Origin of the sequence: Brevibacillus panacihumi (genome assembly GCF_003710985.1) — a bacterium.
Taxonomy (GTDB): Bacteria; Bacillota; Bacilli; order Brevibacillales; family Brevibacillaceae; genus Brevibacillus; species Brevibacillus panacihumi.
Genome location: NZ_RHHT01000002.1, coordinates 470,643 through 485,539 on the forward strand (window position 1 = coordinate 470,643; position 14,897 = coordinate 485,539).

Sequence of the window (14,897 nt, forward strand, 5' to 3'; positions counted from 1 at the left end):
GTAGGATGCTATTGAAAACTGTTCCGCAGACGCAGCAGGAATTTATTGAGGATGCCTCCGACCTTTTCAGGTTTTTTGGGCTCAACCGGACGTACTTGACGCAGGGTTTCAGCGCTGTCGATCATCCCGTATCCATAGAGCTGGTCATGACCGGGCGGCCCCAGATCGACTGCTGCCTTGCGGATATACTCCATGACATCTCTGTTTGTCATACCTGGATGGACCGAGCGAACCAGTGAAGCCAGAGCGGCAACATGCGGACAGGCCATTGATGTACCTGACAAGGAAGCGTAATCGCTGTAGATATACGTGCTGGGAATATCGACGCCGGGGGCAGCCACATCGATGTAATCGCCGAAATTGGAGAAATCTGCCCGTTCCTTGCGGTGATCGACGGCAGCGACAGAGAGGACTTCCTTGTACGCAGCCGGGTAGCTGGGCTGGTCTGTGGCATCATTTCCGGATGCAGCGACCAAAACGACGTTATGGTCGTACGCGTAGCGGCAGGCCTCCTTCAAAGTGGCGGAAGAGGTATAGTTCCCTACGCTTAAATTGATGACATCGGCACCGTTGTCTGTAGCCCAGTAGATGCCATGGGCAATATCGACGGCAGAACCGGAACCGTCCGCACCGATGGCTTTGACTGGCATGATTTTGCTGTTCCATGACATCCCGGCGATCCCGTCCTGGTTGTTGGTCTTCGCTGCGATGATCCCGGAGACGTGCGTCCCATGTCCATTGTCGTCTTCGGGCATGTTGTTGTCCTCGAGTACGTTGTAGCCTTCGACCAGCTTACCTTGGAATTCGGGATGCTCCATATCCACCCCAGTATCCACTACAGCCACGATCACATCCTTGCTCCCTTTGCTCACATTCCAGGTCTCCTCCATCCCGATCAGGGAGAGATTCCACTGGTATTCGGTGTAGTAGGGATCGTTCGGCTTGCGATTCGGCAGGAGCAGGTAATTGGGTTCCGCGTAGACGGAATGCGGATGCTCAGCCAAGGCTTTCATCATTTCCTTCGTGGTCTTGCTTTTTGATTTGAGAATGAGAAATTTCTCGAAATCCCGCTTCACCCAAGCGTCGAGAGAAGAAGCCAGTTCTTTGATTTCTTTTTGGGAAGGACGCGGCGAGAAGCGGACGACAATCTCATGCTCCACGTAATGGCTGCGGTCCCGCGGATTGTGGTGCAGCGTTTGGATGTGTGATTTGCTTTCCAGATTGCGGCGAATATCTTTTACTTGCTCGATGTAGTTGATTCGCGGTATGGTCGCGTTTACAGAGGTGACTTTGGGATGTGGTTCACGCATCTCCTGCTGGACGTACTGATTACGCATAGGGATCACGACCAATCCGAGTAACGCGACGGCAACGACGATCGGGGGCAAGATGCGCAAAAAAAACACTCCCTCCATGCTATCTGTCTTTAGCGTGTGCATGAAGAGAGTGTTTATGAAGGTAAAAGTTACATCTGCTTGTCCACAGTCGGGACTGCTGTGGTACGAAGAGTTCTGCGAGGAAGTTTCCAGCCGCGGTAAACAGAAAACATACGGAATGCAATAATGGCGGAGAATAAGGTGTACAAACCGGGGATGGAATTGGTCCAATTTAATCCAACTGCCACGCCGGCGACCATTGCCCATACGGCATAGATTTCTTCCTGAAATACGAGCGGCTTGCGGCCCGCCAGGACATCCCGGATGATACCGCCCCCAATGCCGGTGAGTACAGCAGCTACGATCGTAGCGCTGAGCGGATAGTTCATTTTTGTCGCGTACAAAGCACCCTGGATCGCGAAGGCGGACAGGCCTACGGCATCGAAAAAAAGTCCCCAGCGATTCCAGTACCCAATAATTTTTCGCGGTAAAACAAACACGATCAACAACGTGACAAGGGCGATTGTAAACAGATTCCCCTGATTCCAAAAGGAGGCGAGCGGGATATCCAATAATATGTTCCGCAGGATCCCTCCGCCAAACGCTGTGGCGAGGCCAAGGACAATCACGCCGAGGAGATCGTATTCCTCCTCCATGGCAATGATCGCGCCACTGATGACAAAAGCAACAGTTCCAATCAGATTAAACCAGTCCCAAGGCATGGATGTTTCCCCTCATTCATTTTCGCACTAGATCAAACCGAGCTTCTTCAAGCCGTAGGAAATACCGTCATCGTCTACGTGACGCGTGAGCATGTCTGCGTACGGCTTCAATTCATCGTGAGCATTGCCCATTGCTACTCCCATCCCGACGAAGGACAGCATCTCCTTGTCGTTCAATCCGTCCCCAAACGCGATTGCCGCTTCAGGACGCAATCCGAGGTGGCGAAGCAAGGCTTCGATCCCGCGGGCTTTGGAGCCGTTCGCTGGAAGGACGTCCAGTACCTGAGGATGCCAGCGGACATAGGAGACCTCCTGGAAGTTTTCAATATAGGGAAGCTCTTCGGATTCGTTGCAGTAGAGAAAAGCCTGGTAGATCGGTTTCTCTTTCCAGTACTGCTGGCGTACAGCGGGACTGGGCAGTTGCAGGAAGTCAAAGGATTCCAATACATGGGGATGGTCTTCGGTATTCGCATAGCAGGATTCGGCGCTTAAAAAGACCATGGGGTGGCTGTTTTCTCCAGCGATTCTTTCCAGGTTGTTCAAGGTTTGCATATCCAAGGGAGTATGATGGATCACTTGTCCCTGGTGTACGTTGTAGGAACCGTTGAAGCTGACGAACGTGTCGATCTCAAGCTGACGTGCGATTTCTGCCAAGTGATAGGGGGAACGGCCCGTAGCAATCGCGACATGAACGCCGTTTCGCTTCAATTGGCGTATTGCCTCTACAGTGGTTGGCGGAATGATGTGGTCTGTATTCAGTAAAGTCCCGTCGATGTCAAAAAAGACGATTTGATAAGACATGGTTTTTCCTCTCCACTTCTTTTTTCTCTAGTACAAATTTTCTTGCAAAATAAGGAAAAGGAATGCCGGGATACAAGACATTCCTTCTCACTTCGACTATTAGAATACCGCCACTTGCGTCTCCCTGTCAAATACATGGCATTTGGAGAGATCCAGGCCGAGTTGGATGGACATGCGCGGTTTCAGCGCATCCCGTGCATCGACGCGAGCGACCATCTGCGTGCCTCCGATGTTGTGGAAGTATATGTAAAGCTCGGAGCCCATATTTTCGACGACATCGATTTCGGCGACAAGGGTACTTTGGAACGGATTGGCCTCCAAAAAGGACGGCTCGCTGTACATATCCTCCGGTCGAATGCCAAACACAATCGGCTTGTTTACGTATCCGCGATCGCGCAGGACCTTTGCCTTGTCTTCGGGAAAGCGGATCTCAACACCATCGGTCTGGAAGACGACGTGGCCCTCCTTTTCGAGCAGGTTCCCTTCCAGAAAGTTCATGGAGGGAGAACCGATAAAACTGGCGACAAATTGATTGACGGGATGGTTGTATATATCGCTCGGGGTTGCGACCTGCTGAATCAGCCCGTCCTTCATGACTACGATTCTGTCTCCCATCGTCATCGCTTCTGTCTGGTCGTGGGTAACATAGATGACGGTCGTGTTGAGTCGTTGATGCAGCTTGAGAATCTCGGTACGCATCTGAACGCGCAGTTTCGCATCCAGGTTGGAGAGAGGTTCATCCATAAGGAAGACCTGCGGTTCGCGTACGATGGCCCGCCCCAGAGCCACCCGCTGTCTTTGTCCGCCTGAGAGAGCCTTTGGCTTGCGATCCAGCAGGTGGGCGATGTCGAGAATGCGAGCGGCTTCCTGAATCCGCTGCTCAATCTCGCTTTTGGAGAACTTGCGCAGCTTGAGTCCAAATGCCATATTCTCATAGACGTTCATGTGAGGGTAGAGGGCGTAGCTCTGAAAGACCATTGCGATGTCCCGGTCCTTGGGAGCGACATCGTTGACCAGGCGATCTCCGATGTAAAGCTCCCCCTCGGAGATTTCCTCCAGACCGGCGATCATCCGCAGTGTCGTGGATTTGCCGCAGCCAGACGGACCGACCAGTACCAGGAACTCCTGATCGTGAATTTCCAGGTGGAAGTCATCGACGGCGACGACTTGATTGGAAAAGCGTTTGTAGACGTGATTCAGAATGACTTTAGCCAAGGACAGGCCCTCCTCTACGAAAATCATCAAGGCAGGTATCGTGCTCATTGTTGTCGCTTTTAGCTTACAAAAGAGGCGAGCATCGGGCTATGTATAGAGTGTACAAAATATTTTGTTAATTCCGACCGAAAAGCAAATGCAGCTGCAACAGGACTGCATCGGGAAAATGCCTGGGATCAAGGCCAGTCGCTTCGGTGATTTTGTCCAGACGATACAGCAGCGTATTGCGGTGGATATAGAGCTGCCTCGCTGTCTCGCTGACATTCAGCTGGCGAGCGAACAGGGTTTCCAACGTTTCTTTTTGCTCCGGGGTCAAAGCGGGATGGGCTCGAACAGAAGACATGGCTTGCAGCAACTCGGCAGCGACAGCGTCCGGGAGCATGGCAGCCCATCGTTCAAGCGGGTATTGCCAACTGGCAGCGACCATTTCGCTTGGACGATAACGCTGCATCGCGAGCGACAACTGATAAAGTTCAATGAAGCTTCTCCCTGCGTCAGTCAGCGTGCTGAGCGGCGGGCTGACCAGCACGCGAAAGCTGTCCAGCGCTTCGCAGGCGAGCAATTCCTGCAGCCCGTAGGCCCATTCCAAATTGTCCTCCCTGCTGTCGGACCCAATCACAGAAAGAGGGACGACGAGCAAGAGCTGGATGGGATTCAAGGGAATAATGAGAGGCGTGGGCTGGATGCCGGGAATGTAGTCCCGCAATAATGGCTCTACTGTTTCCCATGTCCAATTGCTTTCGTTTCGGCATCGTTCCAGCAGGAAGACGACCCGCTTCTCCCGCCACGTGAGCTCCTGAACCGAGCGGGGGGGCGGTGTTTCGGGATGGTCCGGCAGACTCCGGAACCACGAGGCGAGCTGCTCCGTTAGGGATTGCACAATCTGTGGTGTGGCGGCCGGGGTCAGATAAAGCTTCAGCAGTGCGCGGGCAGCTGGATCCCAGTACTCTGGTTGAATCAAATACAGGAAGGCGCGATCCTCGTTTTGCACCAAATAGATCAGTTCCCACCCGTTGCGCTCCTGTTCCAGGCGGAGCTGCTCCCATTCGGCGTTTGAGCATTCCACTCCGCGTATCGGCAGACCGGTTGCTTGGGTGATTGTTTCCGCCTTTTTTTTCCAATCCATATTCCGCCTCCATTCCAAAATGCTCTGCGGCTACCTTCTTCCAGCCGGATATGCGAAGGCCAGCCAACATAAAAAAATCGAGTAAGTCCATTATAGCTTACTCGATTGCCAGTGTGGGCGCAGCTTCTTGTGCAGCTGCGGGAAAAGCAGACGAAGCTTCTCCTGCAGACGCTGGGCGGCCTGTCAAGGTATGCAGGGTGATTTCCGGACGAGAGCGAAGGCGGATATTCAGCCCTGTCTGACCGAGTCCTTCACTGATGTAGAACGGGCGTCCGTCTACATAGTGCAGCCCCTTGACCATATTCAGTTTTGGCAATTTGCCCATCTTCGCCAGGTGATACGGTTTTGGCCAGTGGATCTGGCCGCCGTGAAAATGGCCTGACAGCAAATAATCGTAGTGATAATCTTTCATTTTCAGCACGAGGTTGGGATCATGGGTCAATACCAGCCGCGCTCCTGTTTCGGGCACTCCGTCGAAGGAACGGGCAAGATGACTGCGACGTGTGGCAAAATCATCTACGCCGATGATAGTAAGAGGCTGGCCATGGTGATGGATGGTTGTATGCTGATTGATCAGGACATGGCATCCGAGCCGCTCCAGTTCGCTTTTCAGTTGGTTCAGCTTGGACGGAGACAAGACGTAATCATGGTTGCCGAACACCACGAAAGTCCCGTGCAGGGGGTTCAGTTTCATGACGGTTTCCACGTAGGCGACTGCCTTGGGAATATTTTTATGACGATCCAGCAAATCGCCGGTAATCGCGATCAAATCCGGTTTCTTTTCGGAAAAATCATCAACAATTTGTTTCGCGTCAATCGACAAATTTTCCATATGCAAGTCAGACAAATGCAAAATGGAGAGCGGTTTATAATCGTCAGGATTCGGCAAGCTATCAGAGGACGAAAGCGGTACAGTGACATAGCGGGTGTGTACATCGTAGGTATTTCGATTCGCTCGCAAATAGATAACGGCGACAGCTGCAAGCAAGAAAATCCAAGTCATGATGGTCTGCCACCTCCTATTCATTTCAATACGTTTCATTATACTAGGTTTTTACTTCTTTGAATGAGGTGGATTTTGGAAGAAGGAATTTTGCCAGAAGGAAAGAAATATTATGAAAGTTGAGGTAAAATGTTTCCAAGTGGAGTGAAGGAGAGTGGGCTCATGAAGGTAGAAAAAATTCCAGTAATGCAAACCCAGTCCAATTTGCAGAATTATGACGAGGCATACGCGAATTTTGACTGGGCAGAAGTCGAAAAGGAGTTTTCCTGGTATGAAACCGGGAAGGTCAACATGGCCTATGAAGCGATCGACCGCCATCTTTTGACACCGCGTAAAGATAAAATCGCCTTGCAGTACGTCAATGATACGAGAGAAGAAAGCTACACCTACGCGCAATTAAGTGAATTGTCGAACAAGTTCGGGAATGTGCTGCGCAAGCTGGGAATCGCAAAAGGTGACCGCGTGTTTGTATTCATGCCGCGTACGCCGGAGCTTTATGTAAGCGTTTTAGGCACTCTCAAGGTAGGCGCGATTGTCGGCCCTCTGTTTGAAGCCTTCATGGAAGCGGCAGTCCGCGACCGTCTGGAAGACAGCGAAGCCGTTGCCATTGTGACGACAGCAGCACTGCTGCCGCGTGTTCCTGTGAATGAATTGCCCGCCCTCAAGCATGTGATTGTCTTCGGCTCCGAGGACGAGCTGGCTGAAGGATTGATCAGCTACGAAAAAGAGATGGCTGAAGCATCCTCAGATCTGGAGATCCAGTGGGTAGATCGCGAAGACGGCTTGATTCTTCACTACACTTCCGGTTCTACAGGGAAACCAAAAGGGGTGCTGCATGTCCACAACGCCATGATTCAGCACCTGCAAACAGGAAAGTGGATCCTCGATTTTCAGGAAGACGATGTTTTCTGGTGCACGGCTGACCCTGGCTGGGTGACGGGGACTTCTTATGGAATCTTCTCTCCTTGGCTGAACGGCGTCACGATGGTTGTACGAGGAGGGCGCTTCTCCCCGGAAAACTGGTATAGTACTATTGAAAAATATAAAGTGACCATTTGGTACAGCGCACCGACTTCCTTCCGCATGCTGATGGGGGCAGGCGAAGAAGTGATCAAGCAATTTGATCTCTCCAGCCTGCGCCACGTCCTGAGCGTGGGCGAGCCTCTGAACCCCGAAGTTGTCTACTGGGGACTGCGCGCTCTGAACCAGCGCATCCACGACAACTGGTGGATGACCGAGACGGGTGGACAGCTTATTTCCAACTATCGCTGCATGGAGATCAAGCCGGGCTCGATGGGCAAACCATTCCCTGGCATCCAAGCTACCATCATCGACGACCAAGGAAACGAATTGCCTCCTAACCGCATGGGGAATTTGGCAATTCGTACTGGTTGGCCGGCGATGATGCGGCAGATCTGGAACAATCCGGCCAAGTATCAGGAGTACTTCAGATTTCCCGGCTGGTATGTGTCGGGAGACTCGGCGTACATGGACGAGGAAGGCTACTTCTGGTTCCAGGGCCGGATCGATGATGTCATCAATACCTCCGGTGAACGGGTAGGTCCATTTGAAGTGGAAAGCAAGCTGGTCGAGCATCCCGCGGTTGCGGAAGCAGGTGTCATTGGCAAGCCTGATCCCGTTCGCGGTGAAATCGTCAAAGCATTCATTTCCCTGCGTGCAGGCTATGAGCCAAGCGACCAGCTGATGGATGAGATCCGCAAGTTCGTAAGAGAAGGACTCGCAGCCCATGCGGCTCCTCGCGAGATCGAGTTCCGCGACAAGCTTCCAAAAACCCGTTCCGGCAAAATCATGCGCCGTGTATTGAAGGCGTGGGAGCTGGGATTGCCGACTGGTGACCTGTCTACCATGGAAGACTAATGGAATAGAAGAAGACAAAGCCATCTCTCAGCTAAGGGAGATGGCTTTTACAGCATCGATCACGGAAACGGTGGTGTCATCATGGGTAAACACCAGCATCATGCGCAAGAAGAATGGCTTCTTCAAGTCTTGGAAGGAATCGTGGAAACTTCGCGGGATCATCTGATCATAACGGATGGAGAAGGATTTATCCGCATGATCGGCGATTCTTGCGAGGAGATGTACGGCAGAAGCAAGGACCAGCTTCTCGGCCGCAACGTCATTGAACTGGAACAGGAAAAGGTGTTTTATCCCTCCGTCACCCATATGGTGATGCAAAAGAACATTCCTCAGACGATATTGCAGGAGACGAAAAAGGGCCAGCAGTTGATGGTCAGCGCGTATCCGATTTTCTCCGACGAAGGAAAGCTGACGGCAGTCGTCAACTATTCGCATGACTTGACGGAAATTCTGGAATTAAAGCAGCGTTATGAGAGTATGAATCAGCAGTTGAAACAATTTGAGAGTGAAATAGAAGAGCTGCGGGAGAAAAATCAGGATGGGGTAGTGGCCGTCAGCGAGGCGATGCTGGCGATTAACAGGCTGATCAAAAAAGTGGCCGTCGTCGATTCTACGGTACTGATACTGGGAGAGTCCGGCGTAGGGAAGAACGTGATCGCCAAGGAAATTCACCGCAACAGCCGCAGATCGGGCGGTGATTTCGTCGAGATCAACTGCGGGTCGATTCCCGAAGGGCTCCTCGAATCCGAGTTGTTCGGCTATGAGGCAGGTTCGTTCACCGGAGCAGCCAAGACGGGAAAGAAAGGCATCATCGAGATGGCAAATGGGGGGACGCTTTTGCTAGACGAGCTGGGAGAGCTTCCCCTCCCGTTGCAAGCCAAGCTGCTCAAGGTGATCCAGGAAAAAAAGCTGCAGCGAATTGGCAGCACGCAAGATCGCGAGGTGGATTTTCGTCTGATTGCGGCAACGAACCGCAATCTCGAAGCCATGGTTAAGGAAGGGAAGTTTCGCCAGGACCTCTACTTTCGCCTGAACGTGGTGCCGATCCACGTTCCTCCTTTGCGCGAGCGCCCGGAGGATATTGCCGCCCTGATTCGGGTGGTGCTGCGCAATCTAAATGAGCGCTACGGCTTAGAGAAACGGCTCGATAGCGCTACAATCGCCGCTCTGATGCAGTATGATTGGCCGGGCAATGTGCGCGAACTGGAAAACGTTCTGGAGCGCATGGTCGTGACGACAGATGAAGAAGTGATCGAACCCATCCATCTGCCGGCAGAGGTAGCCGCGAGCTACGTCGAGCAGGAAGAGAACGTCCCGCTCATGCCCCGCTTTTCGCTCAAAGAGGCACTGGATCAAGTAGAGGAGAAATGGATGCGGTATGCCTCTGAGCGCTGCCGCACGACAGCTGAGATGGCGGACTTCCTGGGCATCAGCCAGCCCTCGGTCGTGCGGAAGCTGCAGAAATACCGTATTCGCAGTTGATTCATTTTTGAATTATATAATTCATTTTTGAATCGGATTTTGCAGCAAATAATTCAATTGTGAATAAATGCAGATAAAATAGGCGAGCTTTCCGCTTTTATTGAGTTTGGCATGCTTTTTGCTAAGTATAAGGAGCAGGTCGGGTATTACCGAATCTTACTCAAATAATCTCCTAAAGGGGTTGGGTCATATGTCCAAACAACGTACATTTGTCAATGTTTCTGCAGGGGTGCCAGGTCCCAAAGGCGCCGCGATCATCGCCAGAAGGGAGCAGGCTGTACCCAGTGGTGTGGGCAATAACACGCCGGTTGTCGTAGAACGCGCATCCGGTGCATTGCTGACAGACGTAGACGGCAACACATACCTGGATTTTGCCGGAGCGATCGGTACAATCAACGCAGGCCACTGTCCGCCAGAAGTCGTCCAGGTATTGAAGGAGCAGCTCGACAAATACATCCATACCTGCTTCCACGTTGCCATGTATGAGCCATATGTCCAATTGGCGGAAAAACTGGCTGAAATCACGCCCGGCGATTTTGCCAAGAAAACCATGTTCGCCAACAGCGGTGCGGAAGCCGTAGAAAATGCGGTCAAAATTGCCCGCAAATACACAGGACGCCAAGGGATTGTCTCGTTTACCCGAGGCTTCCACGGACGTACGCTTTTGGGCATGTCCCTGACTAGCAAAGTAAAGCCGTATAAATTCAAAATGGGTCCCTTTGCACCCATGACGTATAAAGCCCAGTTCCCGTACCCGATGAACAAGCCGGCAGGGCTGACGGATGCCGAGTACGCCCAGTACTGTGTCGATCAGTTTGAAGATTTCCTTTTGACAGAGGTATCCCCTGAAGAGCTGGCAGCGGTCATCATGGAGCCTGTTCAGGGTGAAGGAGGCTTTGTCATACCGCCTGTCGAGTTCGTTCAAGGAATTTACAATATTTGCAAAAAGAACAATATCCTCTTTATCGCAGACGAAATCCAAACCGGCTTTTGCCGTACAGGCTCGATGTTTGCCTCCACTCATTTCGGCATCGAACCCGACATCATCACAATGTCCAAGTCGATTGCGGCTGGTCTGCCGATCAGTGCTGTCACGGGGCGGGCAGAGATTATGGATGCGCCGACAGCCGGTGAAATCGGCGGCACCTACGGAGGAAGTCCTCTCGGCTGCGTAGCGGCTCTGGCTGTCATTGAAAAGATGGAAAAAGAGAATCTGGCCAAGCGGGCGCAAGAGATCGGCGATGCCATCCAGAAGCATTTCCTGGCTTTGCAAAAGGAACTGCCTGTCATCGCGGATGTCCGCGGGCTTGGCGCGATGTGCGCAGTGGAATTCGTAGATCCGCAGACAGGGGAGCCGGCGAAGGAGCTGATCGGAAAGCTGACCAAAGGATGCTGCGAGAACGGAGTCGTCGTGCTGTCTGCAGGCGTTCACAGCAATATTCTGCGCTTCCTCACACCGCTGGTCATCACGGATGAGCAATTGCAGGAAGGCTTGGATATCATGACCGATGTATTGAAAGGGATCTACGTAACCAACTAATCGAGCGAAGAGGAGGGGATCGCGATGAAAAAGCATTTGTACATCCAGGGGAAATGGAAGGAAGCGAAGGAATACGTCCCGCTCTATTCTCCCTTCTCCGGAGAGTTGATCGCCGAGATCGGGCAGGCGGACGATGCAGATGTAGACGAAGCTATCGAAGCTGCGAGACAGGCGAGCAAGACGATGGCGAAACTTCCGGCAAGCAAGCGCGCCGCCATTCTGGAAAAGGCGGTCTCGATTATGGAAGAGAGGCAGGAGGAGCTGGCTAGGATTCTGGCGTCGGAAGCAGCCAAGCCAATTCGTACCGCCAGAACAGAGATCGGGCGAACGATCCAGACGTACAAATTTGCCGCAGAGGAAGCAAAACGAATCCATGGCGAAACCATCCCGCTAGACGCTGCACCGGGCGGAGAGGGGCGGTTGGCTTTCACCGTCCGCAAGCCGATCGGTGTCGTGGGAGCCATCACACCGTTCAACTTCCCATTTAATCTCGTAGCACACAAGCTGGGCCCTGCCTTTGCTGCCGGAAACACAGTGGTGCTCAAGCCAGCCAGCCAAACTCCCTTGAGCGCCTTGGTATTGGCCGAGATTTTTGCCGAAGCGGGGCTGCCCGACGGAGCCTTGAATATTCTCCCGGGAAAAGGCGCCATCGTGGGCGAAAAGCTGGTGCGTGATCCGCGAATTGCCGCGATCACGTTCACTGGCAGTCCGGAAGTCGGAATCGCGATGAAAAACAAGGCTGGCCTCAAGCGGGTTACGCTGGAGCTGGGCTCCAATTCGGCTCTGATCATTGACGATAACGTGGAGATCGACCAGGCATTGATCGATCGCTGCGTGATAGGCGGGTTCTCGTTCAGCGGTCAGGTATGCATCTCGCTGCAGCGCGTCTATGTGCATGAAAGCAAGTACGAAGAATTCCTCTCCTCCTTCCAGGCGGCGACGGAAAAGCTGGTGCTCGGCGATCCTCTGGAGGAGGCGACCGACATGTCGTCGCTCATCTCGGCTAAAGACCATCAACGCATGACAGACTGGGTGGAGGAAGCCGTCTCCAGAGGGGCGAACGTGGTTACAGGCGGCAAGCCCGTGAACGAGCGGCTTTTTGCCCCGACCATTCTGACCAATGTAGCGAGTGACATGAAATGCTCCTGCCAGGAGGTTTTCGGTCCGATCGTAGTCGTTACGCCTTTCCAGAAGCTCGATGAGGCGATTGAAGCAGTCAATGACTCCCGCTACGGGCTGCAGGCGGGAATTTACACCCGCGACATTCAGAAAGCGCTCAAAGCCGCCGACGAATTGGAAGTAGGCGGTGTCATGATCAACGACATCCCGACATTCCGGGTGGATCACATGCCGTATGGCGGAGTGAAGGAGAGCGGCTTTGGCCGTGAGGGTATCAAATATGCGGTCGAGGAAATGACAGAATTGAAGCTGATCACCATCAAGCTGTAGCTGTAGCCAGCAGGATCGGTCAAATAAGCAGAAGCAAGCGAGCCACTACAGGCTCGCTTGTTTCATTGATTTCGATCGATTAGCGATTTTCCATTCTGTCCACGATATATCTCGCGTCATCTCCCACCCCGCCGAGAAGGGCGGAGCCGCGGGTGTACTGCCAAGGCAGCCCGATGAAATAGAGATCCTGCACGGGAGAAATGCCCCTTTCATGGATTGGCTGTCCATCTGCCGCCAATACTCCGGGTATCTGAAGCCATTCATAATTCGAGCGAAAACCAGTAGCCCAGATGATGGCGGAAATATCGGCTTTTGCTCCATCGTCAAAAGTCGCCGTACGATTCTGAATGGAGCGAGTACGCTGCGTTACTTGCAGCTGTCCATTTTTCGTTAGCTCACGCACCTGCTTGCGGTATCCAAAGATCGGGTCTGGCTTGGCGCGCCACTTTTTCCCCAGCCAGGATGTCCCAGGAGATTCAAGCAATCCGAATGCGTATAGATACGAGAAGATCGATCTGCCGAAGATCGTCGCGGGAAGAAAGGTGCGATCCTGCCCCATGGACAGGTAGACTGGACGCGAGGCGGCAAGCTCGACAGCGATCTGTACACCCGAATTTCCCCCGCCGACGATCAGGACGGGACCGGGTGGCAATTGCGTTTCATTCCGATAAGAGGCGGTATGCAGGGAGAAGACATCTGATGATTCCTGCTGCCCCAACGCAGGGATGAACGGTGTTTGAAAAGGACCAGTGGCAACGACGAGGCTACGGGTATGCAATACTTCATCTGCCGTCTCGACTGTATATCCTCCGGCCGTTTTTTCCACCCGGAGCACCGTTGTTTGATGCTGGATGGGAAGGTCAAAATGGCGGGCGTACATTTCAAGGTAATCTGCAGTCTCCTCCTTGGTTGGCAGCTGCATTTGCTCCCCGGGGAAATCCAGCCCGGGCAACGCACTGTAGCGACGGGGTGTAAACAAGACCAGGGTGTCGTATCGCTGGCGCCAGCTATCGCCGGTCCGTTTTTGTGAATCCAGTATCAGAAAGCGGCGATTTGTCTGGCGTAAATAATAGCCCATAGCCAGCCCTGCCTGCCCCCCGCCAACCACAATGACATCGTACTCGTTCATGGCAATCCCTTCTTTTCTCTGCTAGTAAGGAAAAGACTACCAAAGAACGAACAAACATTCAAGTGTATATTTGAATAATAATAAGAATTTGGCATCATTGGACAGGTTCGCATATAATAGAAAAGATATACAAATCGCTAGATCGATAGGAGGTTAGCATCTTGCCGGTAAACTTCCGTAGCCTGCTTCGCGACAGCCTGGGAGCGGTCATACTGGGGCTTGCTGTTGTCTGGCTGACAACAGGGGGCACGAGCAACCCTCTTTATGCGAATTTGATCACTTGGTCGCCGAAATGGCTGGATGTCAGAACTTTTTTCTTAAGTATCGTCCTAGAAGCGATTCCATTTGTATTGTTGGGAGTCTTTTTTTCCGCCTTTATTCAGACGTTTGTGACAGAAGAACAAGTTCGCCGCTGGACGCCCAAGAATCCCTTCATTGCTTTGCCCTTTGCCGGACTCTTGGGAGTGCTGTTCCCCGTGTGCGAATGCGCCATTATTCCTGTGGTTCGCCGCCTGATCCAGAAGGGGATGCCGCTTCATGTGGGAATCGTCTTCCTGTTGGCGGGTCCAATCGTCAATCCAATCGTGCTGACTTCTACCTACACGGCTTTTACCCGGCAGCCTGACATGGCGATGTATCGTGCCATATCGGCACTGATTGTGGCCTTCGTGATCGGGATTCTGGTGTTGGTATTCGTCAAGAAAAATCCCCTGCGCTTGGGGATGGAGACAGAGATCAGACACGAAGCGAGACATCTGGAAGCCTCTCGTGGCAAGCTATCGGCTACTTTTTCTCATGCAGTCGATGAATTTTTCGATATGGGAAAATTTCTGCTTTTCGGTGCATTGATCAGTGCGCTGCTGCAAGTTTTCGTAAGTCGGGAAACCATGCTGGGGATCGGACAGACGCCACTCTCTTCCCATTTGGTCATGATGGGCATGGCGTACATTCTCTCGCTCTGTTCAGAGGCAGACGCGTTTATTGCAGCTTCTTTTGCCAATACCTTCCAGAGCAGTTCGCTATTGGCCTTCCTCGTCTTCGGTCCCATGATGGACTTGAAAACGACCTTGCTGTTGTTCCATTCATTCCGTTTTGGCTTTGTGGTCAAGCTGATCCTGGCGGTGACGATTACGGTACTGGTCGTCACATTATGGATGCCGGTGTGAGAGGAGAAGA

General features: G+C 52.6%; 12 protein-coding genes. 5 read left to right on the forward strand and 7 right to left on the reverse strand.

Features of this window, described 5'->3' with window-relative positions; translation table 11 throughout:
* Positions 1-8: 8 nt before the first annotated feature.
* From EDM58_RS02320 to EDM58_RS02345, 6 genes are all read right to left on the reverse strand, one after another.
* On the reverse strand, positions 9-1,397 hold the full coding sequence (locus tag EDM58_RS02320) for a S8 family peptidase (protein WP_122911982.1): 1,389 nt from the start codon (positions 1,395-1,397) through the stop codon (positions 9-11).
* 68 nt (positions 1,398-1,465) lie between these two features.
* Positions 1,466-2,098 carry a trimeric intracellular cation channel family protein gene (locus EDM58_RS02325; RefSeq protein ID WP_122911882.1) on the reverse strand — a complete coding sequence of 211 codons (633 nt, stop codon included), beginning with the start codon at positions 2,096-2,098 and terminating at the stop codon, positions 1,466-1,468.
* Between the two features lie 27 nt (positions 2,099-2,125).
* Positions 2,126-2,899, reverse strand: a complete 774-nt coding sequence (locus EDM58_RS02330; RefSeq protein ID WP_122911883.1) for a Cof-type HAD-IIB family hydrolase — start codon at positions 2,897-2,899, stop codon at positions 2,126-2,128.
* 99 nt (positions 2,900-2,998) lie between these two features.
* Positions 2,999-4,114: an ABC transporter ATP-binding protein gene (locus EDM58_RS02335; RefSeq protein WP_122911884.1), complete on the reverse strand. Its 1,116-nt coding sequence runs from the start codon at positions 4,112-4,114 to the stop codon at positions 2,999-3,001.
* Positions 4,115-4,229: 115 nt separating this feature from the next.
* The gene (locus EDM58_RS02340) at positions 4,230-5,240 is read right to left on the reverse strand and encodes a PucR family transcriptional regulator (protein ID WP_122911885.1); all 1,011 of its coding nucleotides are present in this window, start codon (positions 5,238-5,240) and stop codon (positions 4,230-4,232) included.
* A 97-nt stretch (positions 5,241-5,337) separates the two neighbouring features.
* Positions 5,338-6,243: a metallophosphoesterase gene (locus tag EDM58_RS02345; RefSeq protein ID WP_122911886.1), complete on the reverse strand. Its 906-nt coding sequence runs from the start codon at positions 6,241-6,243 to the stop codon at positions 5,338-5,340.
* A gap of 162 nt (positions 6,244-6,405) precedes the next feature.
* On the opposite strand from EDM58_RS02345, the gene acsA reads away from it, so the two are divergent.
* From acsA to EDM58_RS02365, 4 genes are all read left to right on the forward strand, one after another.
* Positions 6,406-8,121, forward strand: a complete 1,716-nt coding sequence (acsA, locus tag EDM58_RS02350) for an acetate--CoA ligase (protein WP_122911887.1) — start codon at positions 6,406-6,408, stop codon at positions 8,119-8,121.
* A gap of 81 nt (positions 8,122-8,202) precedes the next feature.
* Positions 8,203-9,603, forward strand: coding sequence for a sigma-54 interaction domain-containing protein (locus EDM58_RS02355; RefSeq protein WP_122911888.1), 1,401 nt, complete (start codon positions 8,203-8,205; stop codon positions 9,601-9,603).
* A 190-nt stretch (positions 9,604-9,793) separates the two neighbouring features.
* Positions 9,794-11,143, forward strand: coding sequence for a 4-aminobutyrate--2-oxoglutarate transaminase (gabT, locus tag EDM58_RS02360; protein WP_122911889.1), 1,350 nt, complete (start codon positions 9,794-9,796; stop codon positions 11,141-11,143).
* Between the two features lie 24 nt (positions 11,144-11,167).
* On the forward strand, positions 11,168-12,592 hold the full coding sequence (locus EDM58_RS02365) for an aldehyde dehydrogenase family protein (RefSeq protein ID WP_122911890.1): 1,425 nt from the start codon (positions 11,168-11,170) through the stop codon (positions 12,590-12,592).
* Positions 12,593-12,671: 79 nt separating this feature from the next.
* Here EDM58_RS02365 and EDM58_RS02370 read toward each other — a convergent pair whose 3' ends face one another.
* Complete coding sequence (locus EDM58_RS02370; protein ID WP_122911891.1) at positions 12,672-13,721, reverse strand: flavin-containing monooxygenase; 1,050 nt, start codon at positions 13,719-13,721, stop codon at positions 12,672-12,674.
* Positions 13,722-13,993: 272 nt separating this feature from the next.
* Here EDM58_RS02370 and EDM58_RS02375 point away from each other — a divergent pair, with 272 nt between their 5' ends.
* On the forward strand, positions 13,994-14,887 hold the full coding sequence (locus EDM58_RS02375) for a permease (protein WP_425455595.1): 894 nt from the start codon (positions 13,994-13,996) through the stop codon (positions 14,885-14,887).
* The last annotated feature ends 10 nt before the right edge of the window (positions 14,888-14,897 follow it).